25 protein-coding genes and 2 pseudogenes are annotated in these 21,036 nt (G+C 47.5%); 11 read left to right on the top strand and 16 right to left on the bottom strand.

Translation table 11 applies throughout. The features are described from left to right. Position 1: 1 nt before the first annotated feature. Together ABWO75_RS07325 and ABWO75_RS07320 are read right to left on the bottom strand one after the other, a co-directional pair. Entirely contained in the window at positions 2–538 is a 537-nt protein-coding gene (locus ABWO75_RS07325) for a dihydrofolate reductase family protein (protein ID WP_353184078.1), read from the bottom strand. Between the two features lie 62 nt (positions 539–600). Beyond that, positions 601–1,383 (bottom strand): AraC family transcriptional regulator, encoded by a 783-nt coding sequence (locus tag ABWO75_RS07320; protein ID WP_353184114.1) that lies wholly within the window; start codon positions 1,381–1,383, stop codon positions 601–603. Positions 1,384–1,547: 164 nt separating this feature from the next. Here ABWO75_RS07320 and ABWO75_RS07315 point away from each other — a divergent pair, with 164 nt between their 5' ends. The 3 genes from ABWO75_RS07315 (at position 1,548) to ABWO75_RS07305 (ending at position 3,462) form a co-directional block, all read left to right on the top strand. Then, a complete protein-coding gene (locus ABWO75_RS07315) occupies positions 1,548–2,309 on the top strand; it encodes an SDR family NAD(P)-dependent oxidoreductase (protein ID WP_353184076.1) in 762 nt (253 codons plus the stop codon). A gap of 216 nt (positions 2,310–2,525) precedes the next feature. Further along, positions 2,526–3,077, top strand: coding sequence for a dihydrofolate reductase family protein (locus tag ABWO75_RS07310; protein ID WP_353184074.1), 552 nt, complete (start codon positions 2,526–2,528; stop codon positions 3,075–3,077). Between the two features lie 34 nt (positions 3,078–3,111). Beyond that, on the top strand, positions 3,112–3,462 hold the full coding sequence (locus ABWO75_RS07305; RefSeq protein WP_353184072.1) for a VOC family protein: 351 nt from the start codon (positions 3,112–3,114) through the stop codon (positions 3,460–3,462). 54 nt (positions 3,463–3,516) lie between these two features. Here the strand turns inward: ABWO75_RS07305 and ABWO75_RS07300 are convergent, their stop codons facing one another. Further along, a complete protein-coding gene (locus ABWO75_RS07300; RefSeq protein WP_353184070.1) occupies positions 3,517–4,095 on the bottom strand; it encodes a DJ-1/PfpI family protein in 579 nt (192 codons plus the stop codon). Positions 4,096–4,199: 104 nt separating this feature from the next. Next, the gene (locus tag ABWO75_RS07295) at positions 4,200–4,763 is read right to left on the bottom strand and encodes a pentapeptide repeat-containing protein (protein ID WP_353184068.1); all 564 of its coding nucleotides are present in this window, start codon (positions 4,761–4,763) and stop codon (positions 4,200–4,202) included. Between the two features lie 155 nt (positions 4,764–4,918). Between ABWO75_RS07295 and ABWO75_RS07290 the strand changes: the two are divergent. Next, a pseudogene (locus ABWO75_RS07290) lies at positions 4,919–5,497 on the top strand (aminoglycoside 6-adenylyltransferase); the annotation flags it as partial. A gap of 57 nt (positions 5,498–5,554) precedes the next feature. Here ABWO75_RS07290 and ABWO75_RS07285 read toward each other — a convergent pair. The 6 genes from ABWO75_RS07285 to ABWO75_RS07260 form a co-directional block, all read right to left on the bottom strand. After that, positions 5,555–6,043 carry a hypothetical protein gene (locus tag ABWO75_RS07285; RefSeq protein WP_353184066.1) on the bottom strand — a complete coding sequence of 163 codons (489 nt, stop codon included), beginning with the start codon at positions 6,041–6,043 and terminating at the stop codon, positions 5,555–5,557. Between the two features lie 132 nt (positions 6,044–6,175). After that, positions 6,176–7,021, bottom strand: coding sequence for a helix-turn-helix domain-containing protein (locus ABWO75_RS07280; RefSeq protein ID WP_353184064.1), 846 nt, complete (start codon positions 7,019–7,021; stop codon positions 6,176–6,178). Positions 7,022–7,180: 159 nt separating this feature from the next. Beyond that, complete coding sequence (locus tag ABWO75_RS07275; protein ID WP_353184062.1) at positions 7,181–7,555, bottom strand: DUF1304 domain-containing protein; 375 nt, start codon at positions 7,553–7,555, stop codon at positions 7,181–7,183. After that, on the bottom strand, positions 7,555–8,130 hold the full coding sequence (locus ABWO75_RS07270; protein ID WP_353184060.1) for a hypothetical protein: 576 nt from the start codon (positions 8,128–8,130) through the stop codon (positions 7,555–7,557). Before ABWO75_RS07270 ends, ABWO75_RS07275 begins: the two co-directional genes overlap by 1 nt. Before the next feature lie 195 nt (positions 8,131–8,325). Continuing rightward, positions 8,326–9,159 (bottom strand): DUF6929 family protein, encoded by an 834-nt coding sequence (locus ABWO75_RS07265; protein ID WP_353184058.1) that lies wholly within the window; start codon positions 9,157–9,159, stop codon positions 8,326–8,328. A 12-nt stretch (positions 9,160–9,171) separates the two neighbouring features. Further along, positions 9,172–9,606, bottom strand: a complete 435-nt coding sequence (locus tag ABWO75_RS07260) for a hypothetical protein (RefSeq protein WP_353184056.1) — start codon at positions 9,604–9,606, stop codon at positions 9,172–9,174. A gap of 168 nt (positions 9,607–9,774) precedes the next feature. Between ABWO75_RS07260 and ABWO75_RS07255 the strand changes: the two genes are divergently transcribed. The 7 genes from ABWO75_RS07255 (at position 9,775) to ABWO75_RS07225 (ending at position 17,372) form a co-directional block, all read left to right on the top strand. Then, the gene (locus ABWO75_RS07255) at positions 9,775–10,677 is read left to right on the top strand and encodes a helix-turn-helix domain-containing protein (protein WP_353184054.1); all 903 of its coding nucleotides are present in this window, start codon (positions 9,775–9,777) and stop codon (positions 10,675–10,677) included. Between the two features lie 147 nt (positions 10,678–10,824). Further along, complete coding sequence (locus ABWO75_RS07250) at positions 10,825–11,619, top strand: hypothetical protein (RefSeq protein WP_353184052.1); 795 nt, start codon at positions 10,825–10,827, stop codon at positions 11,617–11,619. Positions 11,620–11,631: 12 nt separating this feature from the next. Then, positions 11,632–12,147, top strand: coding sequence for a hypothetical protein (locus ABWO75_RS07245; protein WP_353184050.1), 516 nt, complete (start codon positions 11,632–11,634; stop codon positions 12,145–12,147). A gap of 186 nt (positions 12,148–12,333) precedes the next feature. Further along, complete coding sequence (locus ABWO75_RS07240; protein ID WP_353184048.1) at positions 12,334–14,721, top strand: penicillin acylase family protein; 2,388 nt, start codon at positions 12,334–12,336, stop codon at positions 14,719–14,721. A 109-nt stretch (positions 14,722–14,830) separates the two neighbouring features. Continuing rightward, positions 14,831–15,217 carry an SMU1112c/YaeR family gloxylase I-like metalloprotein gene (gene gloA2 / locus ABWO75_RS07235; protein ID WP_353184046.1) on the top strand — a complete coding sequence of 129 codons (387 nt, stop codon included), beginning with the start codon at positions 14,831–14,833 and terminating at the stop codon, positions 15,215–15,217. Next, on the top strand, positions 15,207–16,517 hold the full coding sequence (locus ABWO75_RS07230; RefSeq protein ID WP_353184044.1) for a hypothetical protein: 1,311 nt from the start codon (positions 15,207–15,209) through the stop codon (positions 16,515–16,517). The genes gloA2 and ABWO75_RS07230 overlap by 11 nt, the downstream gene beginning before the upstream one ends. A 15-nt stretch (positions 16,518–16,532) precedes the next feature. After that, on the top strand, positions 16,533–17,372 hold the full coding sequence (locus tag ABWO75_RS07225) for a hypothetical protein (RefSeq protein ID WP_353184042.1): 840 nt from the start codon (positions 16,533–16,535) through the stop codon (positions 17,370–17,372). A gap of 26 nt (positions 17,373–17,398) precedes the next feature. Here ABWO75_RS07225 and ABWO75_RS07220 read toward each other — a convergent pair whose 3' ends face one another. The 6 genes and pseudogenes from ABWO75_RS07220 to ABWO75_RS07195 form a co-directional block, all read right to left on the bottom strand. Beyond that, positions 17,399–17,803 carry a hypothetical protein gene (locus tag ABWO75_RS07220; protein WP_353184040.1) on the bottom strand — a complete coding sequence of 135 codons (405 nt, stop codon included), beginning with the start codon at positions 17,801–17,803 and terminating at the stop codon, positions 17,399–17,401. Between the two features lie 151 nt (positions 17,804–17,954). Then, complete coding sequence (locus tag ABWO75_RS07215; protein WP_353184038.1) at positions 17,955–18,572, bottom strand: hypothetical protein; 618 nt, start codon at positions 18,570–18,572, stop codon at positions 17,955–17,957. 9 nt (positions 18,573–18,581) lie between these two features. Next, positions 18,582–19,157 carry a hypothetical protein gene (locus ABWO75_RS07210; protein WP_353184036.1) on the bottom strand — a complete coding sequence of 192 codons (576 nt, stop codon included), beginning with the start codon at positions 19,155–19,157 and terminating at the stop codon, positions 18,582–18,584. Between the two features lie 160 nt (positions 19,158–19,317). Next, entirely contained in the window at positions 19,318–19,917 is a 600-nt protein-coding gene (locus ABWO75_RS07205; RefSeq protein WP_353184034.1) for a hypothetical protein, read from the bottom strand. After that, positions 19,889–20,395: an RNA polymerase sigma factor gene (locus ABWO75_RS07200; RefSeq protein WP_353184032.1), complete on the bottom strand. Its 507-nt coding sequence runs from the start codon at positions 20,393–20,395 to the stop codon at positions 19,889–19,891. Before ABWO75_RS07200 ends, ABWO75_RS07205 begins: the two co-directional genes overlap by 29 nt. 257 nt (positions 20,396–20,652) lie before the next feature. After that, a pseudogene (locus ABWO75_RS07195) lies at positions 20,653–21,036 on the bottom strand (Y-family DNA polymerase); the annotation flags it as partial.

Genomic DNA, 21,036 nt, shown 5'->3' with positions numbered 1-21,036 from the left:
ATCAAACGTGATCAAGTTGATACCGGAGCGAAACCAGTCCGGTATCATAGGTTCTGTTTTCCAGCAGCGTCAATCGCGTACGGCTGTTCCGGGACTGGAAGAGCAATTTGCCACCGCCCAGTAATATCGGGTGAACCGATAGCCACAATTCGTCCACCAGCCCTTCCTGCATGAATGCGTCGGTCAGTGACGCACCACCGTACAGCCAGATGGCTTTGCCCGGCTGCGTTTTGATTTTACGTGCTTCATCGATCGCATTGTGCGATACCAGCACCGCATCGCCATTTACGCTTTTCAATGTGGTGGAAAACACATATGTTTTCACAGGCGGCATACCGGGTGCCAGCTGCCCGTCATTCTCCTTCGCGTATGCCTGGGCAACCTCGTAGCTCTTCCGGCCGATGAAAACTGCATCTATACGTGAGAAAAATTCATTCAACCCGTAATCCTGATCGGTAAAACACCAATCATATTCGCCATTGGGCCCTTCGATGTATCCATCCAGCGATACTGCCAATCCTAAAATTACTTTTCGCATTTGTTTTCGTTTTGACGCAAAGTTGCGGATATCGGTTCGTCGCCGATTGTACGAAACGGACATCAATACAAAATATGCCGGGCCTGTGCCAGCTCGCCGGGCGTATAGCCCGTATATTCCTTATAATCGCGGATGAAATGCGCCTGATCGTAATAGCCGCTTTCATAGGCTATTTCGGTAAGCGAATGAAGCGGATAGCGCTTCAGGTGTTGCAACGACCGGATAAACCGGTTTACCCGTAAATACGCGTTCGGCGATAATCCCACAGCCTGCTGAAACTTCCGTGAAAGCTGTCGCTGGCTTATGCCCGTGATTCCGGTGAGTTTTCCTACAGTTAGCTGACCGTCCGAAAGCTGAACCCGCTGTAAGCAACAGGCTACCTGTGGGTCCTGCTTGCTGTTGGCCAGCAGCCTTTTCAGGTATTGCTGCGCTATCATTACACGGGTGTCGTTGTCGTCCGCATTGGCCAACTTGTCTTCCAGTTCGACCGCCAAGCCTTTCCATATTTCTTCCGCTGCCGCCGTTGTGTCGGCCAGTAAATGCATTGGCAGAGACATGAATTGATAGGCTGTGCCCGGGAAAAAGCAGATAGCAAGGCAGCCCGATCCTTTGCGCATCTGCACGTCCATCGGCCGGCTCATCCTAAACGTGACAATGCTACGTCGATGAAGTTTGTTACCAATAATGGCCACCGGTGTATCGGTATAATTGATAAACAGTTCCACGCAGGTGTCAGGCAGCACACGTATGTGGCGGGTATCCGCATCATCACCACAGTCCATCGTACAAATCAGTTTGATGAAGGACTGCAGTTCCGGTATGATAGCGTATCGCTGCAAGTGCATGGTATACAAAGGTAGCTGCGTGGGTTTCAAAAACAAATTCAGTTTTCGTTTTGTTTCCTGCCTGCAGGACAACCCATTCTTAACCTAAGTTAAGGGAATCCAGGGGCTAATACCCGATTTTTGTGAATAACGAATCAGATTTATATAATTAAAACATAGAAATAATGGCAAAATTAGCAAACAAGGTAGCCGTGATTACGGGAGGCTCCGGAGCGATCGGTTCTACCACTGCAAAATTATTTTTAGCAGAAGGCGCCAAGGTCGTTTTGGTTGACATCAATGAAGAAGTGTTGAGCCAGATTGCTTCCACACTGGACAGCAAAAATGTGAGTTATATCGCCGCAGATGTTACCAAAGCTGCCGACGTGCAGAAATACGTCCAGCATACGGTAAAAACATTCGGGAAAATAGATGTATTCTTTAACAACGCCGGTGTCGAGGGCGTAGTGAAGCCCATCGAGGAATACCCCGAAGAAGTATTTGACAAGCTGATCGCTGTGAATGTTAAGGGTGTATGGTTGGGTATTAAATACGTGTTGCCTGAAATGAACGATGGCGGAAGCATTATCAACACCTCTTCGGTTGCCGGACTAACCGGTTCGCCGTCCGTGAGCCCGTATGTAACCAGCAAACACGCCGTTATCGGCCTCACCCGCGCAACCGCCCTGGAGGCAGCCCCCAGAAAGATACGCGTTAACAGCATCCATCCCTCACCGGTTGATAACCGCATGATGCGCTCACTGGAAGAAGGTTATGCTCCCGGTTCCGGAGCGGAGGCCAAGAAAAATTTTGAAGCCGGCATCCCACTGAACCGATATGCAACAAATGACGATATTGCAAAAGGTGCACTTTTCCTGGCTTCCGATGACAGTAAGTTCATTACCGGCACCAAGCTCGTGATCGATGGGGGAATGACGATGGCCTGATGCTTAGGTGTAGGCAGTTCCGTATACCAATAGGTACCTTCCGGTAGGGGGCACCTTTTTTATTTTCAGTAACTTACTTCACGGATTTTGTCCGTTCTACACCTGCAGTTTGTCTTCTTTTCCCATCTGATTGCTGAATAACAGCGGTATCTTTGTTGTATTATGCCGCCCGCGGTTGGGGCTGGTACAGTAATTAAAAATTGATTAACGAATCGCATGGGAAAAGCAATAGCGGCCATCAATATGACGCTTGATGGGTTTTGTGACCACACGGTCGGAATTGTGGATGAAGAATTGCATCAGCATTACAGCGCGTTACTGCGCAGTGCCGGCACCATACTATACGGGAGGATCACCTATCAGCTGATGGAGTATTGGCCTCCGATTGTGAAAAATCCAACAGGCAACCGGTCAATAGATGAATTCGCGGTCATCATGGATGCCTTTCCTAAAGTTGTTTTTTCCAGGACATTGAAAAAGACAGGCTGGGAAAGTGCGCGGATCGCAACGCGAAGTATCGAAGAAGAAATTGCAGTACTCAAGCAGCAATCAGATAAAGATATCTTAATAGGCAGTCCGAGTTTGATTGTGGCGGCGACGGAACTTAACCTGGTTGACCAATACCAACTTTGTGTCCATCCCATTATCGCAGGGAAGGGCCTGCCGTTATTTAAAAACATCAGCGATAAGAAATTGCTGAAGCTCATAAAGACCAAAATGTTCGGTTCGGGCGTCATCGTGCTCTACTATGAGCCGATAAAGAAGTGAGGCATGCTGCACGGAGAAAAATAATCGATTGAATATGAGAGTCAAACGAATAGTAGCCAATATAAGTGCCGGCCAAATTGATGCAGCAAAGCGATTTTACGGGGATTTGCTTGAACTCGAAATCCTTATGGATCACGGTTGGATAACTACTTATGGCAATGAATCAAGTGCGCTCACTCAAATCAGTTTTGCAACAGAAGGAGGATCAGGTACGGCAGTACCGGACCTATCGATCGAAGTCGATGATATCGAAACCGCATATGCAAGAATGAGTGCCTCGGAATTTCCGATTGAATACGGACCAGTTGACGAACCATGGGGCGTACGGCGGTTCTTTGTGAGAGACCCCTTTGGAAAGCTGATCAATATCCTTGCCCATTTATAGCACCGGTATTCACCAATGGACGTTGCCCCATTTATGCTGTTAACCGGCCGGCGACTATGCCGAGATGGAAATACCCAGCAGCTTGTAAAACGCTTTCAGGATTTCCTGATGTCCCGGCCATGCCGGAGATGTCACCAGGTTGCCATCCAGTACCGCCTGATCCGCAGGGACGTTTTTCCAGGTCCCTCCGGCCAGTTCGATGTCGGGCCCTACGGCTACATATGCGGTTAAAGTCCGCCCAGTTAACACTTTTGCGGCAGTTAATACCTGAATGCCATGGCAGATAGCAGCCACCGGTTTATTAGTCTCAAAGAAGTGTTGCGTAATTTCCAGCACCCGCTGGTTGAGGCGGATGTATTCGGCCGACCGGCCGCCGGCGATGTACAGCCCGTCATATTCCGCCGGGTCCACCGCGTTAAAATTTTTATTGATTGCGAAATTGTGGCCACGCAGCTCCTTGTAGGTTTGGTCGCCGGTAAAATCATGTACTGCTGTTGGTACCACGTCTCCATTTTTGCGGTCGGGGGCAATGGCGTGTACTTCAATGCCCACTGATCCCATGGCCTGAAACGGCACCATGGCTTCATAATCTTCTACGAAGTCGCCAACCAATAATAATACTTTCTTTGCCATGATGATAAGTTTTAATGTTGATACAATACTATATTAACGAATAAAAACCCGAATGCGTGTGCCTGTTGGTTTTATTGGACAAAGCCGGAATTCATACCTATAAATTAAAAAGACACATTAATGCCGTATTTGCCTAAAAGCCCGGGAAGGCCGGTGATAGAAAACCGCGCTTTTTTAATCCGGTTGATCTCCGGATCAATGGAATAATGAAACGCCGTCCGAAAGTCGGCCCGCTCCAGTACCGAGCGATCAAAAGTGGCCTGCGCCAGGTCGCAATTGTCAAATACGGCATCTGAAAGGTCCGTCTCCGAAAAATCAACCCCCTGTAACTGTGAGTTTCCAAAAATGGTCTTTTTGATCTTTAAGCTGTAAAACGACGTATGATTTAACAGGCAGTCCGCGAATGAAAAAGAAAGTCCGAACTTATCGCAGGTATCAAACCGAAGCCCCAGCATCTTGCAGCCATGGAATATTACGTCCTGAAAAACGGTGTTGTTCAGCTTTGCCATGCTGAAATTGCAATTGTTAAACGTGCATTCCGAGAATTTAAAGCCGGAAAGGTCGCCGTCCGCAAAGTTACAGCTGTTAAAAATACAGCTTTCGTATTCGCCCTGGACCGGCACATCGCCGCGATCAAAAGTTTTGTCCTGTATATATGTTTCCTGCATCAGTCTGCGTGTCGTTTGAGCAAAAATACAAAAATAACCCGGTAGGGTGTCCACCATTAACCCATTCGAAACATACCTTTGTAAGATGGCGGGGCTCTTCCCTGAGGGCCTCCGGAAGTACATTCAGTAAGCAAAATGCCGTAAACGGATTTCATATGGAATACAGCAAACAATCGATCATAAGAACAGCGAAGCTTCATCGCATTACAGCATGGGCTGAGGAGAATCATGACATCAGGGTTGTATTGCTCACCAGTTCCCTGGTCAACCCAATGGCACCGGTGGATGATTTCAGCGACCTTGATATCGAGTTTGTTTTTGAAAACAATGCGCATTATGTCACCGATGCCGAATGGGTGAAAACCTTCGGCCGGCCGATTGCCATGGTTGAGGAAGACGATTCTTATTTTGATCATAAGCACGCGATGAAAATGGTACTGTATGACGACCAGGTAAAAGTTGATTTTAAGCTGTATAGCAAGGCCAAGTTCCTGGAAGAAGCGAAGCAGGACGAACTGCCGGAAGACTGGGATATTGGTTACCGTGTGCTGGTGGATAAAGACCAGCTGACCCACCAGTTGAAAAAGCCGACTTATCAGGTTTCCATAATCGCGCGGCCCACCGAACAGCGGTTCCGGCAGGTATTAAACGATTTCTGGTGGGATACCACTTACGTTGCGAAATGCCTTGTACGGGATGAACTGTTTTTTGCCAAGTTTATGTCGATGAATGTTACCTTGCCATTCCTAAGGTGCCGGGCTGTCAGTCGTTGACGGGCGTGAAACGTTGTACTATGCAGATTTATTGAGTTTCTTCTGCTTCCTGAATTGATAAACGGCGCCTACGATAAACAGTAGGAAAAGCACAAGCAGTGTCTTACCAATTAACGGATCCGCGGGCCCCTGAGCTAAAGGCCGCCCGACCGGAACCCGGGTAAAGGTTTCATTAACCGTAGGAACCAATGACAAGAAAAAACTGAACGAAAGAAAGAGATTCTCAAGAAGGCGATAACCGTTATTTCCCTGTTTTTTAGCATAAAGAAAATAAGCTGCCGTTATCAAAACTACAATGAACAGGGCGAAAATATGCCCTGGATTAAACCCTCCCTGTTTGGATAGACCTAAAGCTGTCAGTGAAGCCACCAGCGTACAATAAAAATATATTCTGCCGGTAAGTTGGCTTAAATCTATTTTGCCATTTCGTATGAACGCGATAACAGCTACAACAATGGCAACTATGCCGATAACTGTATGAAAAGCCCCTAAATTAGATAGTCCCATGGTGTTTTAGTTTTAAATTTGATCGTCATTATTGACAACACAAAATTGCAACACCACAAACAGACTGATTTTGCTTATTAGGTCAATTACTTGGTAATATGGTTCAAAAAGATGCTGAATCTAAGTTGATGCTTACTTCTTTAGTTTTATGCGGTAATTGGTAGGTGTAGCGCCATATTTGTCATGAAAACTTTTTGTGAAATTAGCAGGGTCATTAAATCCACAGTCAAAAGCAATGTCCGTAACACGCGCATTAGAAATTGAAAGTAGCTCGGCTGCTTTTTCCAGCCTTTTGGTCTTTATGTAATTTGCTGGCGTATCATTGTATAATTTCCTGAATTCCCTCTTGAATGACGAAACACTTAAATTGACTTTTTGTGCCAGTTCTTCTACGCCAATCTGCAAAAATAAACTGGCCTCGATAATTTGTTTGAACGTATATATCGTTGGTGAAAAAAGCTGGGATAATATAACTTGTATGGTCGCCGCATCTCGCGTTTGGGATAATAAAAGTACGATTTCCTTCAGTTTTAATATCAGGATTTCATCATTTGCCAACGACGGGTTCTCAAAATAGAAAAGGAGACCTTCAATATATTTTTGAATCAAAAAGTCATTATTTATTTTTCCGACTGACTGGTTGGTTACCTTATTACTCGGATGAAATATCAATGGGAGTTCTCGTTCGTAAACTTTCTTTAGTATATCCGGATGGAAAGTAACAATTACAATTTCACTACCGCTATTTGCATTTGACTCATGTAGTTGCTTCCCTGGGTTTATGCAGTTGAGCAGCAATGAATAATTGGTGGGGACATCAATCTGGTTCTCAGCCTCATATTGTGCCTCACCTTTTAGCACATATAAAAGACAGGCCTGTTGCGCAACGGGAAAGGCAAATTCAAAAGGCGGCTTAACCACTACTTTTTGAATGAACGATTTCCCAAATAGATCAATTTTTTTGTAGTCGATAACCATTTACCTAACGGTCGCTTGATGTTGATAAATAACAATGCCCATTCATGAAGCCAAACCTAAATAAAAATGTTGAATGGGATACATGGAGTAGCCTGTATTTGACTGTTATTGATGACGACGGGCCACCAGTAGCTTGTGGGATTTTGGTTTGCGTGCTGGTTAGGCAATCACCGTAAAAACAAATGCAATCAAAGCGGGGAGGCCCTGTTTAAAAAAAATACTTTTAGCTGCGGTCAACGCACCGTAAATGGCGGCTATAATCACACAGCCCAAGAAGAATAACGCGACATGCTGCTGCCAGTGAGCGTCCTCAATCAGCAAAGACCAAATCAGGCCGGCTGCCAAAAAGCCATTGTAAAGCCCTTGGTTAGCGGCCAGGTTTTTCGTTTCCGCAAATAGATGACCAGGTAGCGAAGTAAACGTTTTCTTTCCTTTCGTTTCCCAAGCAAACATTTCTATCCATAAAATGTATAGATGTTCCAATGCCACTACGCCGATCGTAATTTTTGCGATTATTCCAATTGTACCTTCCATTAATTCTCTTTTTTAGGGGATGAATAACCAGTTGTTTGCAGGCGATCCCAGAAAGGTAATATACTCCGTCTATATTCCGCATACCCCTCTGGAAGGTGTTCAAAAGCCTCCATGACAAAAGTAACGGGCTTGTCCGGCGGCCACGTCCAGTAATTTCCCTCCAAAACAGCAGTCGAAGACCGAATATTCCAATCCGGGATATTTATCATCGAGAACCCAGTTGCCGCATCGAAACCAATACCGGCCTTTTCCAGCGATTCCGGGTCGGTGTAACTTACTTGTATATCGGCATTCAGCAGTAGATTACTGCTGTGTAGCGAAACCTTTTCTATGGTAAAACCATTTTCCCCGGCCTTTTCGCCATGCTGTGCAATGACGAGGATCCGCTGCAGCTCATTTACTACCGCAACGCTATCTTCCGGCATTACGATGATGGAAAAAAGATCTTCCTGTGCTATTTCAATGGTTTTAGTGGCAGGATTAAACGTCACCGAAACTTTCCTGCTTACAATCCTGGCGTCCTCCATGCCCATGAAGGAAGCCAGTACAAAGAATAAAATGTTTATCGGATTCATTGTTCCATTCTTGCTGACAGGCGCTATGATCCGCCTTTCAAAAATAACAGGATTTATCGAAGAACCGTTCCCCGGGAACTGTTTTTTTCGAACTGTGCAACCACTAAGCGGTTCAGCATCGGATGCCGGCCTGGTCGTTGTTGCCGAAAACGGAACCTACCGCGCCGGACACAGCTAGTAAGAGACGACGTCCGGTTAACGGTTCAACGTCAGGCGGTATAGGGCAGTCGCCTGTTCGCCGTTATCGGGGTCCTCGCAAAGGAAAAACGTCAGGTGTTTTGTATCTGCTTCAACAAACGTTATTCCCTCAAATTTATGTGAATCCGAAATCAGGATGTAATCCCCGAGGGTAAAGTCGGGCAGTGACAACGTACCCAGCAGCGTCCCGTTTACGGCGCCGTCGTGGTACGCCGACTCCGTGTCTTCAGCGGCAGCGAGAAAGTATACCGTGTCACCACCCACCATAACCGCATCGGTAAGGGCAGTACGTACACCACCCAGTTCCGGTAATTCAACTGGCAGAAACGTCGTGTCCCGGTTTGCAGCGTCCAGCTTAAAGATGCTGTTCATCTGGTTAGGGCCATTCCCCCGGTTAAATAGATAAACGTTCCCGTCACGATGGATGGCGCCCTCCAGGTTAAAGTCGTCTTTCCTCAGGCCGGCGAGCTCCCTTAGCCGGGCATAGCTATCCGTCATAGCTTCGACGGCGTCGGTTTGCCGGCTTTCCATGTCAAGCGTAATCCTCAGGTTCCGTTTCCCATTGTCACTAGACCCCGATCCATAAATATAAAACCGGTCTCCGTCGGCTGCGATCGCCTCAAAATCCCGCTTCAGCTTTTTGGGAAGCTGTTCATGGAGGCTGTCGGCTATAAGCAATACCTTGTCGAGTGCATCGGCCGATAACGAATAACGGTACAGGTAATTGCTATTGTCGGAAATCAGGTATACCGAATCATCACGAAAAAACAACCCCGAAGCAGCTCCCACACCTACAACGGTCGCCACTACCTTCAATACAAAATCAGTCATGCCCAACGCTGTTTATTCCGCTATGCTGAATTGTTTGCTGCCATTAATGTACAGACTCGAATCCTTCGTGTCAAACCGGTATGCTCCGTTTTGGTAACTAACATCCCCGGATCTGGTCAGGATTGGTTTTTCCCCATCTTCCGGAAGGAAAAGCTCCAGCTTGGACCGGTCATCATTGAAAACTGCAAAGGCACTGAAAACGGCTTCTCCTTCCTGACTATTGACAGGGTTTAACCGTACACCCACATCGAATACCTGGATACAATCCTGTCTCAGCTCGCTCCAGGTAGATCCGGTCGACGGCAGGCAACCGTGTTCGTCCTTTTCGCCGCCAACTGCTTGCGGTTCTGTTACGCTGTTTTGCGTAGCGTCTGCTGAAGTCTGCCGATTACCACAAGCTGCAAACGCTAGGATACATAATCCTAATAATGCAATCTTTTTTATCATGTCCGTAAAATTACCAGCTAAAGATATTAAATGCAGTCATTTTTTTAGATATTGCCGGTATTTTTTTACGGCACCACGATGATTTTTTGCCCTTAATAATGGATTACCATACGTTGAAAAGCGATGGTAATCGTATCATTTTATCATTTGTAAATATCAACTAATCGTATGCAGGTTAAGTTTTATGATTCCGATTCGTCGCTGAAACCATATGTTTTAATGTTTGCCTATGCCGAACTATCGGCGGAAGAACTCTCAAAAACCAAGTTTCTACCAGACAATGCCACGTCACTTACCCTGTTTCTCAATACGGACGCGTCGGTAACCGATTACTTCACCGGCAACACCGTTGACTTCCGAATTGCTTTTGCTGGACAGCATTCCGTACCCGTATGCTATACGCCCGGCGAAAATATCCGCATCATTAATGTCGATTTTTTTCCATGGGGGGCTTATTCCGTTTTTGGTCTCGAGCAATCGGCGTTGTATAACGTAACCTCGGATGCCACGCAACTGTTTCCAGACCTGAAAGACTTCATGCCCGAACTTACATCCCATTTGTATGATGAAGACTATTGTATGCGGGTTATTGAAAAATTTCTCCTCAAAGAACTGCAGAAAATGAGGAGACCTACTGACGAACGGATTATCAGGGCTTGTAGGGAGATCACTGAAAACAGGGGAAATATACAGATCAGGGAGCTCTGCAAAACCGTGGGCATGTCTCACTCCGGGCTTACCCGTTATTTTGCGGAAATGATCGGTGTTACCCCCAAAATATTCGGCCGGGTTGCCCGGTTTACGGCCGTGCAGCAATTTTTGGGCGAAAACCCAGGTGCCGGCTGGACTGACATCATCCACCAATTTGATTATTTTGATCAGAACCACTTTATCCGGGAATTTAAGCAGTTTACAGGCGCGGTTCCAAAAGACAGGAGGCAGTGGGAAGCGCTGTTTGACCCGCTGAAAAAGGCCATGGAAGAAGGTTTTGCAACCGATGCCGAGCAAATGCGGCGATACCGTGATGCCTCATTATATCAGATATTGCATTATATTCAACGAAACGGCTGATTAATCTACTAAAACCTGGCAATCCATAGCATAAAATCATTTGGCGATTTTATGCTATTTTTTTTTATGGCTATTTCCTTGTTTTGCCCGCTACCTGAATACTGAAAATTGATTGGTTCAGGCTAATATCTACAATGAAAACTTATTATGAAAACAACAAACACCCTTTTTCGGACTATTTTACTTGTTTTTATCGCTGCTTTTACACTCACTGCCTGCAGTCCTGACGACGGGATAGACGGGTTGGATGGGATAGATGGCATTAATGGTGTTGATGGCAAAAATGGTATTAATGGTAAAGATGGCGTCAACGGCAAAAACGGTGTGAATGGTAAAGATGGTGCCCGGGGTCCCGCCGGACCTGTTGGTCCCCGTGGCCCCGCCGGTGCCGATGGAGAAGACGGCCAAGACGGTGCTCAGGGTCCGGCTGGTCCCCGCGGCCCTGCCGGCCCAGCCGGAGCCGAAGGCCCTGCCGGCAAAGATGGCAATGCCAACGTGTTTTCCTCTAGCTGGAATAGCATTTCGTATACAGTTCCAATACCGCCTTACCCATCTGGCTTGTTGAATATTGTAAAAGACACCGTAATTGATAATTCCCAATACAGCATTGGCGCAATTCCCGCACGCGAGTTTACACCAGCCAGGCTTGCAAATTCGGTTGTTATGGTATACATGCGTTTTGGCAGCAGTCCCAGTTTTAACTTGCCATATCTTTCGGCTGCCGGCGGTAAAGTAAGCACCATCAATTTCTATACACAACCATATGCCCTTCGCCTGACCCGATTTACCCATGACAACTCCAACACGGTTAAATTGAACTACTCACTGCAATTTAAATACATTATCATCCCCAAGGGGCTTGTGGCAAATGCCCAATCCAATGGCGTGAATCTCAACGATCTCGCGCAGACAGCAGCCTATTTTAAATTAGCAGACCAATAAAAGCCTTGAATCATGCATATACCAAATGATAAGCCCAAGTTTACAGGTATACCGAAGCAAATCACATTCGCACTTTTAACCTTGGTGCTGTTTTTCAACGCCTGCGGAAAAGACGACCCGCAAACTGAACGCCTTGGCAACGATACACTGCACGGGAAATGGAAGGTCACCCATGTCGAGGGAAAGCTCTTTGTCAACGTGTCCGGTCTTCCCGAAACGGAGGCGCCCCTAGGCGCTTTTTGGGAAGATAAAATCTTCTTTTTTCAAAGCGAAGACCGGCTGGGCGTGCTTGAAGGCCAGACCGAAATCTTCGACTTCGGCGCTTATACCCTTAGTGGCGATAAGCTGACCGTAGCCAATTATCCCGGTGTGCTTTATGTTGACCTATCCGATGTTGCAACCATGAAACTCACCAGTCGGCAGGATGATTACTACCGGATGATGGCGTTCTACACCGGACAGTCCGAGGCCGAGCTCCGGCAGATGTACCGGGTGGATGGAGATATCGTATTCCGGTTGGCCCGTTAGCCTGCAGCAGCCATCACTGGCAGCGTTTCGTTTCAGGTAAAACGGATATATTTCGTGATTACACCGTAAGTTACTTGCCGGGGCGGCATACGGTATTTAGGGCATAATGCGCTGCAAATTCCTGTAGCGCATTCCTTATTTTCGATTATTTTTAAGAACTTCGTAATCAATCATATCCCTAAATAAATGAAACTAATTAGCCATATCCTCGCTGTATTATGCCTTTATGCCTGCAGCCCGACAACGGACGGCCAGCTTGCCGTTACCGGATTACGTGAACCGGTTGAAATCATACGCGATGAGTGGGGGGTGAACCACATCTATGCGAAAAACCAGCATGACTTGTTTTTCGCACAGGGGTATGCAGCAGCAAAAGACCGGCTTTTCCAGTTTGAAATATGGCGGCGCCAGGCCACCGGTACTGTAGCCGAAATTTTGGGTGCGCGTGAGTTGAAGCGGGACATCGGCACCCGGCTCTTCCGATTCCGTGGCGATATGACGGAAGAAATGAACCATTACCACCGCGATGGTGCAGAAATCATTACCGCGTTTACCGATGGCATAAATGCCTATATCGAAGAAATACGGCAAACCCCAGAAAAACTGCCAGTCGAATTCAAGGTGCTGGGCATCCTTCCGGAGCAATGGACACCCGAAGTCGTTATATCGAGGCACCAGGGCCTCCTGGGCAATATCGGAGCCGAGCTGAAAACCGGGCGTGCCGTTGCCACACTGGGTGCCGCGGCAACGAAAGACCTTTCCTGGTTTCACCCGAAGGACCCCGACATCAACCTGGATCCCAGCATCAATAAGGAACTGTTGTCTGCCGATATCCTGGAACTTTATAACGCCTTCCGCGCCCCGCTAAAATTCGAACAGGAAGACATACAGACCGCCTTCCGTACTTCCAACGCAGTAGCATTGGCCCAACGGCATGAAGAAAAAGAAGAAGACATCCTTTCCATCGGAAGCAACAATTGGATCGTCAGCGGCGCACATACGGCGGACGGGAACACCTATATGGCCAATGATCCGCACCGGGCAATTACCGTCCCGTCCCTGCGGTACATGGCGCACCTCGTAGCACCGGGATGGAACGTCATCGGCGGCGGCGAGCCCGAGATTCCCGGTATCTCCATTGGGCATAATGAATACGGCGCCTGGGGGCTTACGGTGTTCAGTACCGATAGTGAAGACCTCTATGTGTATGATATTAACCCGGACAATCCGAAACAATACCGCTACAGGGGTGAATGGGTGGACATGGAAACAATTTCGGAGACCATCCCCGTGAAAGGTCAGACTTCCGAAACCGTGGAGCTGCTGTATACACGGCACGGACCAGTCGTATATATGGATGCTCTACATCATAAAGCCTTTGCCGTACGGTGCGCGTGGCTCGAGCCGGGTGGTGCACCTTATATGGCTTCCCTGCGGTTCAACCAAGCCAAAAACTGGGACGAGTTCCGCGAAGCCTGCGGCTACAGCCACATTCCCGGCGAAAATATGGTCTGGGCAGACCGGGCCGGTAATATCGGGTGGCAGGCCGTCGGCATTGCACCCATCCGGCGGAACTTCAGCGGCCTGGTTCCCGTGCCCGGCGATGGCCGGTACGAGTGGGACGGCTACCTGCCCATCACCGAAAAACCCCATGTGCTGAATCCGACAAAAGGCTTTTTTGCCACGGCCAACCAAAATGTCACGCCTGAAGATTATAACCATTGGGATGCCATCGGATTCTCCTGGGCAGATGCGTTCCGTGGCGACCGGATCAACGAGGTGCTCAGCGGCGGCCAAAAATTCACAATGGACGACATGCAGGCCCTACAGGTCGACTACCTGTCGCTACCGGCACGAACGCTGGTACCGCTGTTGGATTCCCTCACGTTGTCGGACAGGGCTGCTGAGGCGCGGGGCCGGCTCCGCGGATGGGATCTCCAATTGGCACCCGGCTCCATTGAAGCCGCCATATATGTAGCCTGGGAAAATCAGATCAAAACCCTCGCTGCAGAACGGTTTATCCCGGCCGCCGCCCGGGAGATGATCGGTGGTATTCCGTTGACCAAACTGCTCCACTGGCTCACTGCGCCCGATGCCCGGTTTGGCCCAAATCCGCGGGAAGGCCGGAACATGTTTTTGAGTGAAGCCTTTGCAAACGGGATTGATTACTTAACAGCAAACCTGGGCGGTGATATGGATAAGTGGCAATATGGTCAGGAAAAATTCAAGCATACCTACCTGCAGCACGCGCTGGGCGATCTCGTAAACGACGAAACCAAAAAACAATTGAACCTCGGTCCGCTGCCCAGAGGCGGCAACGCGTATACCGTCGGTTCAACCGGCGAAAATAACCGGCAGGCAACCGGTGCCTCGTTCCGGATGATCGTCAATACCGGTGATTGGGATGCCGCTGTTGCCACCAACGGTCCCGGGCAGTCCGGCGATCCGGAAAGCCCCTTTTACAGTAACCTGTTTGCGCCCTGGGCAAATGATGAATATTTCCCGGTGTATTATTCCAGGGAAAAAATAGCAACTGCGGAAGTTGGAAAAACGATCCTGAATCCTAAGGAGTAAGAAGCATCAAAATCGATTGCTTCGCTTTTCCGTGCCAAACGGATATTTCCAGCGCGATCATTTATTGAACTGACCGCCCAGTATTGTAAATTTGCATTTTCGCTTTACAATGAAAATAAGCAAACTGCATCACATTGCCATTATCTGTGCCGATTACGAGGCCTCCAAAAAATTCTATACCGAAGTTTTGGGTTTTACGGTCGTAAACGAAGTCTACCGCAAAGAACGCCAATCGTTCAAACTGGATTTATCCCTGAACGGACAGTACCTGATCGAGCTGTTCTCATTTCCCAATCCGCCGGCACGCCCCACCACACCCGAAGCTACCGGGCTGCGGCATATCGCTTTCGGGGTGGATGATATTGCAGCGTCGGTTGCTTTCCTCCAATCCCATAACATAACCGTAGAACCGATACGGATTGATGAATACACCCAAAAGCAATTTACGTTTTTTAGAGATCCCGATCTATTGCCGATCGAATTGTATGAGTTATGATGCACACAGGAACTTGCTCGTCGTCTTCTTCCTGTTATGTGGCCTTTTACTGGGCCAAGCTCAGGTAAACCAGGCGACGACAACGGACGAAGACCAGCTGCGAGCGCAGATCGATGAATGGATGTCGCCTTACCGGCATGAAAAGCGGACCGAACTGACCGCATTATTTCAGGCGGAGGAGCGCACGCCGGCCACCATCAAGCAGCATCCCGTGTATAAACACATGCAACTGTTTTATGAAGCCCACCAAACCACCTACCATCAACTACGTTTGGAAAGCCTAAAGCATTATCCGCCCGCGCCGGCAACACTGCCCGGCTATGAACCGGTGGATATGGCGTATATCGAGCAGGATTTTGCAGGTGAAGAAATCGGGCTGTATGATGTTATCAATTTTGTGCAGGACTTTTCCAATATCCGTACGTTGGATGCCGGTGATACCCATACTGCAATAGGTGTCCTGTCGGGATTTGCGTTGCGTTACCTTACGGACGAACGCGGGATCAGTCGCACGGATCTGGCCACGCGGATGGCTTCGGGGACGCTCCTGTTTGCGGACGAGCTTTCCGCAACCGAATGGCAACTTACTTACGTAAACCGGTTATACGTTGTGCGTTTCCAGTGGGATATCCATACCAATAAGATAACCGGCCTGGAGCTGCTGACACACACCGGTGAGCCGCAGGCGGCCAGATGGATACAAGATGTGCAGGTCAATAGCCATACGCCACGACAGAGGCTCCTGCGTGAAATCCAGGCCTTCCGCTGGTCGCTTTATGACCAATCAGAAACGGCATTGCAGGCGGGCGGGAAGGAGCAGCTGACCCGGGATTTCATCCGGGCACACCGCAATGAGTATACGGCCGTGCGGAAATCGGCATTGGCCCAGCTCCCGCAACCGGATAAGGCATGGCAGGTGGCCTACCAGCAGGAGACTACCGGATTACTTGGCGACCTACTGTACACTCTAGGAGTTGAAGACGACAGGTCGCCGCTACTCCCAGCCATATCCTTTGCTGAAATTGGTTATGAAGAAGTATTTACCCAGTTCCAACTGCAGGGTGCACAGCGAGGGGATACCCCGTATGCCAGCGAACAATTTTTGTTCTCCTGGCTCGTTGGCAAGGATGTATACGCCCGGGAAATCCGTGAAAACGTGTGGGAAATTATTGCTTTTATTGATGAATATGCGCTACAGTATACCTGGAATATCGCCACAGATGAACTGCCGGAGATCGCCTGCTGGCGGAAAAAAATAAGGTTGTCAATTCACCCAAAAACACGACATTTACCCGGTTAAGAACCCGATTACACGATGAAGATCCTTTTTCTTCCGATGTTATTTATACTGCTCAGCATGGGCGCTTTCGCGCAGTTTGCAGGCTACTACATCGCACCGGCAAAAGCGGACGGCCAGCCCGAAGTGCGACTGGTGGTCGAAGAGAGCGGGCGCTATCACCTGTTTGCAAACGAACGGTATTATCAGGGCAAGTGGAATTCCCTGGACAAGCAAAAGGCCGAGTTGGTGATTGACCACCTGGACGCCGTTGAACTCTACGTATCCACCGGAAACAAAAACAGCGGACAGATCCTGTTCACCGGATTTGGTGATCAAAAAGCCTTTTTCCAGATGGGCAGCAATAGTTCATTCCGGCCCATTTTTAAGGAAGAACCGGTATGCCCGTACAGTAATACCCAGCAGCTCGGCGTTTACCGGTCAGACTTCGATGAGGTAACCGTGGCAATAAACCGCTCCGCCGATCAGGGAGATTCCCCCACCACGCTATATACCTACCAGATTCCCGAAGCATATGACGAGATCTATGTTGATGTCAATCCGATTGCTGCTTATGGAGGTAAGAAGCTGACCCTGGAACAGCAAGGCAATCAGTTTACCATGGAGAACATACTTTTCGAAAAACAACCCCTCAACGGGACTCCGATATTGAAGGTACTTGTTGAACAGCTGCGGTTATTGCGTAGCGCGCGGGCCGCTTGGTTCAAGGAAGAGCATTATCTCCAGTCAGACCGCATTGAACGGATAACGCCGCGCATTTCGCGCCAGGTAATTCAGGTGAGTGATATTCCGATGTTCAGTATCGAGTGCCCGGATGTAAACGATTTCCCGGTGGAAGCACCCATGCCGCCGAGGTAGTTGGACGCCATCATTACGCCAAACCCTTATTCTAACACTTTTTTAATCCGTTCTATTTTCCAACGCCGGTCAAGCACGTAGGTGGTATCTGTTTTTTCCAAGTGTTCATAAATAGTCAGACACTGTTCATGCAGTTGTTTGTTGTCGCCCTCCCTGTTATCCGCAATGAACAGCAGTATGTCGGCAAGCTTGCCTAAACTTTCGTTGGTTAAGCCTTTTTGTGTCTTGAGCGTGTCTATCAAGGTGTCGGAAGGAATGTCAACCAGTTTCTGAATGTCAAGGCCCAACTCGTCTTCAAGCGCTTGATTTACGGTTTCAACCCCATCGTCCAGTTGGTCCTTTTCTTTCCGTCCGAGTAAGTCGGAAAACAACCTAGCCAATACCAGCCCAAGCTGGTCAATTTGTTTTTTCAGGTAGTCTTCTTGTGCCATACTCAATAAATATACGCAATAAATTCACGGGAGCAAAAAGCTCATTAGGCCCAATAGGATGAGAGTATGCTAATGAGGAAAACAATAGCGTTTCCTGTGAGGCCATAAATTTTCGAGGAATAACAAACTTACTCGAGTGACAATCAGGAAACTAATCCACCGGAACAGGCTCCAACAGATTGAGTAATGCAGTAACGGCCTCCTTATCCGTGGGCGGTTCGGGTGCCTGTTCAAACCATTCGGCCTCTCCGGCTGCCCCCCTAACAATGCTAAAGCCGCCACTCAGTTCTATTTCGTCGATTTTGTTGATAGGCCCCCGGTGCAGGGCAAATAAACGATAAAACCACGTAGACTTTGTCTTGTTTCCGGTGGTTAGAATAAGGATGTTGGAATACAACGGATTGTTTAGCCTCGGATCGTCCACCACAACATTAGCGTAATAACGATCTAAAATCTGTTCCTTCGTCCGATCATCTTCATAGCGGAAAAGTAAGATACCCCGAGTAGCACCGTAGGGCTTGTCTCCGAAGTCGGTATTGGCCCACGCCATGTAAAAATCATGGTCCCCTTCTTCGTGATCTCCATAAGCAAAAAGGGTATGGTTGTAGCCCGTCACGAAACTTCCAAGCGCCTGCCTAAGTTGAGCTTCCGAATTGAACGTTTTTACCCGCGATGCGACTCCAGTGGGCGTAGTTTCTTTTTTTTTACAGGCATACAATCCTGTTATAATTGCCAATAAAAGGATGAGCTGTTTTGATCGATGTTTCATGCAATGTTTTTATTTAATAGGTTCAAGAAATTCAAGCAATGCGGTAACCGCTTCAGTATCTGTTGGTGGTGGCGGCGGGTTCAAATACGACAGGTAATCGTTGTAATAACCACACGATAATTCAATATGGTCGGACTTTTGCTTACCAGCACTGAAATCATGCACGTATAGGCGATAGATCCATTTTTTTCTATTGTTGTCCCAGAACTTCAGGACAAAGACATTTGAATACGCATTCAGCCTGGGATCACTGACCTCAAGAAAATTGCGTTCATCTTTTATGATGCGTTCCTTCGATGTTTCATTTATGGTGCCGGAAGTGAATGTAACATGTCCGGTGCCCTGGTCATTCGACCAAATGAGGTAGTAATGATGAAAATATGGATCGTACGCCGGGTCATCAAAACTGGAATACGTAAGGACAGGGTAATTGGTTAAAAAGGTTTCTAATAGTTGTTTTGATTCAGCTGCGGACGTAACAGATTTAAGCCGTACTTCAACTGGAATAGGAGCTGTTTTCTCCTTGCCGCAGGCTAACGCGCTGGCGATTGCCAGCAGCATAAGCAGTCGTTTAAGTTGATTCATATTTAGGGTTGTTCAATGTCAAATATAATTGTTTTTTTGACATTACAAGATGGCGGAAAAATCCGTTTTTTTTAGGGCAGAAGTGTCTACCCAAGGTGATCTTGATCTAGGCCGGGGAGAAGAATCAGTTTGCCAAGTGGGTAAAACCAGTCGAGGTAGTTCAATCGTTTAGAAAAACATCGATTTTGTTCAAAATATCCCGATAATTTTTGTCAAAATTTACCCGCTGCAGTTGTGTTGAATATGCGCCTATGCCTAATGAGCTTCCACAAAGTATACCGAACATACTATTTTCAGTCACAGTGGTTAAGAACGGCGTCAGTAATAAATACATGCCGGGGATAAAGAACGCCAGATAGCCCGCTGTCCCCAAGGCGATCCATTTCCTGCGATTACGTAATTTTGATTGAATTTCACCTAGAAACACGTTAGATGGCTGGGCAAAATCGAGGTTCTTAAAGTCGATAAACGACTTCCGGAATTGTCGAATGAGAAAAAGCAGTCCTACAATTACCAAGAGAAAGCCAATTATTTGCGTCAACGTAAAGCTATAATATGAGTAATTCTCGGTTTTTGCGATAAGGTAAATGAAAGCCGCTAAAATCAAAATACATAGCGGTAACATCAGAACCCCTACAATTTTTCTCGTTCTTTCCTTTTGTCTAAGGCGTTTTAAATTATCCTCCAAGCTTTGACCGTTCGTGTCGCTGAGCACGGTTGCATGCTGCACCTTAGTCCATATTGATTGTAAGCTGTCCATTTTTGTTGAATTTTGACGCCAGGTTTTTTTTAATTCGATTTATTTTTACGCCGATATGGTTAACGGATAAACCAGTTACCTCGCTGATATCAGCATAAGAAAGCTGTTCTAAATACAAAAGGATCACCGCTCTCTCCTGATCTTTTAGCTCATAGATAAAATTGAACAATAGTTCGATTTGATGGTCAATGGGATTGTTTTCATGCTGATACGTGAGTTGAATATCGGCTTCATATTCTGCCAATTTCAGTTGCTTCAAACCGCTACGCCTAAAGAATAAACACGTATTTAGCGTAACTCGATAAATCCAAGTACTCATTTTAGAATTGCCCTTAAACGACGCTAAGCCAGACCAAATATTAATACAGACCTCTTGAAAAAGATCTTTAGCATCGTCATCGTTGCCTGTAAATCCTCTGCAGGTCCGGTATATTTGATGATTATATTCGTCTAATATTTGTTGGAAATCGTACTTCATTACCCTATTAGATGCAATATGTTATTTTTTCTTACAGTAGACTTGGTAGGGTTTTCTTTTGAAATCGCAGTTTGCGACTTCAATTGTTCAGCTATCGGTTCATAACGCAGTATTTTGGATACTGAATATCAAAAAACAGATTCCATAAACACAGGTTAGTTTATCCTCGTAATAACTCATTGACCTTACTGTATTTAGATAAAGGCTAAGGTATGGATTTAGCATCAGGGTTTGGAATTTTTGATAAGACCAATCCCCTAAGCAAAAAAACCATGGATAAACCACTGCCGTTGCCGGTCGTCGTCGTAATATCCTGAGCGGAACAGCCAATACCGCCGGCCCTGGTCGTCCTCCACATAATAATAATCCCGGTGCTCGCCGTCGTCCATCCACCATTCACGTGCAATACGCTCGGGTCCATCCGCCCTTTTTACTTGGTGTACCGTGCCCTGGTACCGGAATATCATGGGCGGGTAATCCGGTATGGGCGCCGTTACATCTATCGGTTCCGGCCTGGCCAGCAGCCGCACGGGCCGGGGCCGGTCAGTGCGCCAGGCACTGACAACCGGCTCGCTAATGGCCGTTGCCCGCCTGATCGACCGTTCCGGCCAATGGTGCTCGTCGGGCAGGTAGCGGCTTAC

This window comes from Parapedobacter lycopersici (assembly GCF_040395035.1).
GTDB classification, from domain to species: domain Bacteria; phylum Bacteroidota; class Bacteroidia; order Sphingobacteriales; family Sphingobacteriaceae; genus Parapedobacter; species Parapedobacter lycopersici_A.
This window is presented reverse-complemented; position numbering and strand designations above follow the sequence as displayed.

Excerpts from the sequence above, each read along its gene's own strand:
- ABWO75_RS07210 (WP_353184036.1), bottom strand. The coding sequence starts at position 19,157 with ATGAATCAACTTAAACGACTGCTTATGCTGCTGGCAATCGCCAGCGCG.
- ABWO75_RS07305 (WP_353184072.1), top strand. The coding sequence starts at position 3,112 with ATGAGAGTCAAACGAATAGTAGCCAATATAAGTGCCGGCCAAATTGAT.
- ABWO75_RS07260 (WP_353184056.1), bottom strand. The coding sequence starts at position 9,606 with ATGATAAAAAAGATTGCATTATTAGGATTATGTATCCTAGCGTTTGCA.
- ABWO75_RS07285 (WP_353184066.1), bottom strand. The coding sequence starts at position 6,043 with ATGGGACTATCTAATTTAGGGGCTTTTCATACAGTTATCGGCATAGTT.
- ABWO75_RS07255 (WP_353184054.1), top strand. The coding sequence starts at position 9,775 with ATGCAGGTTAAGTTTTATGATTCCGATTCGTCGCTGAAACCATATGTT.
- ABWO75_RS07310 (WP_353184074.1), top strand. The coding sequence starts at position 2,526 with ATGGGAAAAGCAATAGCGGCCATCAATATGACGCTTGATGGGTTTTGT.
- ABWO75_RS07220 (WP_353184040.1), bottom strand. The coding sequence starts at position 17,803 with ATGGCACAAGAAGACTACCTGAAAAAACAAATTGACCAGCTTGGGCTG.
- ABWO75_RS07325 (WP_353184078.1), bottom strand. The coding sequence starts at position 538 with ATGCGAAAAGTAATTTTAGGATTGGCAGTATCGCTGGATGGATACATC.
- ABWO75_RS07265 (WP_353184058.1), bottom strand. The coding sequence starts at position 9,159 with ATGACTGATTTTGTATTGAAGGTAGTGGCGACCGTTGTAGGTGTGGGA.
- ABWO75_RS07315 (WP_353184076.1), top strand. The coding sequence starts at position 1,548 with ATGGCAAAATTAGCAAACAAGGTAGCCGTGATTACGGGAGGCTCCGGA.
- ABWO75_RS07200 (WP_353184032.1), bottom strand. The coding sequence starts at position 20,395 with ATGAAGTACGATTTCCAACAAATATTAGACGAATATAATCATCAAATA.
- ABWO75_RS07250 (WP_353184052.1), top strand. The coding sequence starts at position 10,825 with ATGAAAACAACAAACACCCTTTTTCGGACTATTTTACTTGTTTTTATC.
- ABWO75_RS07275 (WP_353184062.1), bottom strand. The coding sequence starts at position 7,555 with ATGGAAGGTACAATTGGAATAATCGCAAAAATTACGATCGGCGTAGTG.
- ABWO75_RS07295 (WP_353184068.1), bottom strand. The coding sequence starts at position 4,763 with ATGCAGGAAACATATATACAGGACAAAACTTTTGATCGCGGCGATGTG.
- ABWO75_RS07240 (WP_353184048.1), top strand. The coding sequence starts at position 12,334 with ATGAAACTAATTAGCCATATCCTCGCTGTATTATGCCTTTATGCCTGC.
- ABWO75_RS07215 (WP_353184038.1), bottom strand. The coding sequence starts at position 18,572 with ATGAAACATCGATCAAAACAGCTCATCCTTTTATTGGCAATTATAACA.
- ABWO75_RS07300 (WP_353184070.1), bottom strand. The coding sequence starts at position 4,095 with ATGGCAAAGAAAGTATTATTATTGGTTGGCGACTTCGTAGAAGATTAT.
- ABWO75_RS07230 (WP_353184044.1), top strand. The coding sequence starts at position 15,207 with ATGAGTTATGATGCACACAGGAACTTGCTCGTCGTCTTCTTCCTGTTA.
- ABWO75_RS07270 (WP_353184060.1), bottom strand. The coding sequence starts at position 8,130 with ATGAATCCGATAAACATTTTATTCTTTGTACTGGCTTCCTTCATGGGC.
- ABWO75_RS07245 (WP_353184050.1), top strand. The coding sequence starts at position 11,632 with ATGCATATACCAAATGATAAGCCCAAGTTTACAGGTATACCGAAGCAA.
- ABWO75_RS07280 (WP_353184064.1), bottom strand. The coding sequence starts at position 7,021 with ATGGTTATCGACTACAAAAAAATTGATCTATTTGGGAAATCGTTCATT.
- ABWO75_RS07205 (WP_353184034.1), bottom strand. The coding sequence starts at position 19,917 with ATGGACAGCTTACAATCAATATGGACTAAGGTGCAGCATGCAACCGTG.
- ABWO75_RS07320 (WP_353184114.1), bottom strand. The coding sequence starts at position 1,383 with ATGCACTTGCAGCGATACGCTATCATACCGGAACTGCAGTCCTTCATC.
- ABWO75_RS07225 (WP_353184042.1), top strand. The coding sequence starts at position 16,533 with ATGAAGATCCTTTTTCTTCCGATGTTATTTATACTGCTCAGCATGGGC.
- gloA2 (WP_353184046.1), top strand. The coding sequence starts at position 14,831 with ATGAAAATAAGCAAACTGCATCACATTGCCATTATCTGTGCCGATTAC.